Here is a 1,454-nt window from a genome sequence, read left to right on the forward strand (position 1 = left end):
GGGGATGCGGACGATTTCCTGGACAGGCCTAGGCGGCCAGCCCGAGCCGCTCTCTTCGGCCCCTGATCGTATCGTACACCGTCCGGCCGCCCTCCCGGAAGGCCTTCAGCCGGCCCTCCCGGTACCAGCGGATGTACGAGGAGAGCTCCGCGATGAACTCCTCCGCCCTCCAGCCCGACCAGTCCCTGCCGTGGAAGAACTCGACCTTCAGCCTGCCGAAGAAGCCCTCGCAGGCGGCGTTGTCGGGCGAGTGGCCCCTCCGCGACATCGACCTCGTCACGCCCGCCGACCCGCAGGCGGCGACCCAGTCGGGGGTGCGGTAGTGCCAGCCGCGGTCGGAGTGCAGGGTGAAGCCCCCTCCCGCGGCGGCCACGGCCCCCGCGAGCATCTCCGAGACGAGCGCCTTGGAGGGGCTCGTGCCGGCCGAGAAGGACACGACGTCCCCGTCGTAGAGGTCGATGACGGGGCTGAGGTAGACCTTGCGCGCGTCGTCCGGCAGCCTGAACTCGGTGACGTCCGTGACCATGGTCTCGCCGGGCGCGGCGGCCGAGAAGTCGTGCAGGTCTCGGGAGGCGTCGACGAGCAGCAGGTTCGGGGCGCACGCGCGCCCCTCCTCGCCGGCGTAGGAGCTGTAGCGCCGGCGGCGGGGCCTCGCGGCCTCGAGCCCCTCCTCGCGCATGACGCGCCTCACGCGCTTCTCGGAGGCGACGACGCCGCGGGCCCGCAGCGCGGCGTGCACGCGCCGGTAGCCGTAGCGGCCCCCGGAGGCCCGGAACTCCTCGGCCACGAGGGCCCTGATGCCGGCGTCGCGGTCCGCCGCGGCGCGCGAGAGGCGGTGGTAGAACGTGCTCCTGGGCAGAGAGAGCGCCGCGAGCACGCGCGGCAGCCCGAACCGGCCCCTGAGGGACTCAGCCAGCGCCGCCCGCTCCGCCGCCGTCAGGGCGGACGGGTCGGCGCCTGGGCCTTTTTTTAGTATCTCGACCGTGCCGGCCAGTATCGCGTTCTCCAGCTCCAGCTCCTCGCAGCGGGCCCTGAGGGCCTCCAGCTCCGAGGGCGGCCCGGCGGGCTCCGGGGCCCGCGCCCTCACCTCGTCGTCGGTCACCAGCGCCAGCGCCCCCTCCTCGCGGAGCCTGCGCGCCCAGCCGGTCACCGCCGGCCCGGTCACGCCGGCCTCGGCGGCGAGGTCGGCGGCGCGCTCGCCCGCCTCGTAGCGGGCGACGAGCTCCATCTTCCTCTCGAGGGGCAAGTATACCGGAGCCTTGCGCGGGCGGGGCCCGGCGACCTTCGCGCGCCACGTGCGGACGGACCGCCGGCTGCAGCCGGCGAGCTCGGCGGCCTCGCGGACGCTGAACCCGAGCCGCAGCGCCTCGAGGGCGAGCTCCCTGGTCTCCTTGGGGTACATTCGGACTCCAATCCGGACACCCGCGGGTGTCCAACTTTTTGTCCGCATCCCC

General features: G+C 74.1%; 1 protein-coding gene. It reads right to left on the bottom strand.

From position 1 onward, the window contains the following. Positions 1 to 28 precede the first annotated feature (28 nt). Positions 29 to 1,402 (bottom strand): IS3 family transposase, encoded by a 1,374-nt coding sequence (locus tag QVN30_RS11425; RefSeq protein ID WP_289836469.1) that lies wholly within the window; start codon positions 1,400 to 1,402, stop codon positions 29 to 31. Between the last annotated feature and the right edge of the window lie 52 nt (positions 1,403 to 1,454).

This window comes from Collinsella ihumii (assembly GCF_030385545.1).
GTDB classification, from domain to species: domain Bacteria; phylum Actinomycetota; class Coriobacteriia; order Coriobacteriales; family Coriobacteriaceae; genus Collinsella; species Collinsella ihumii.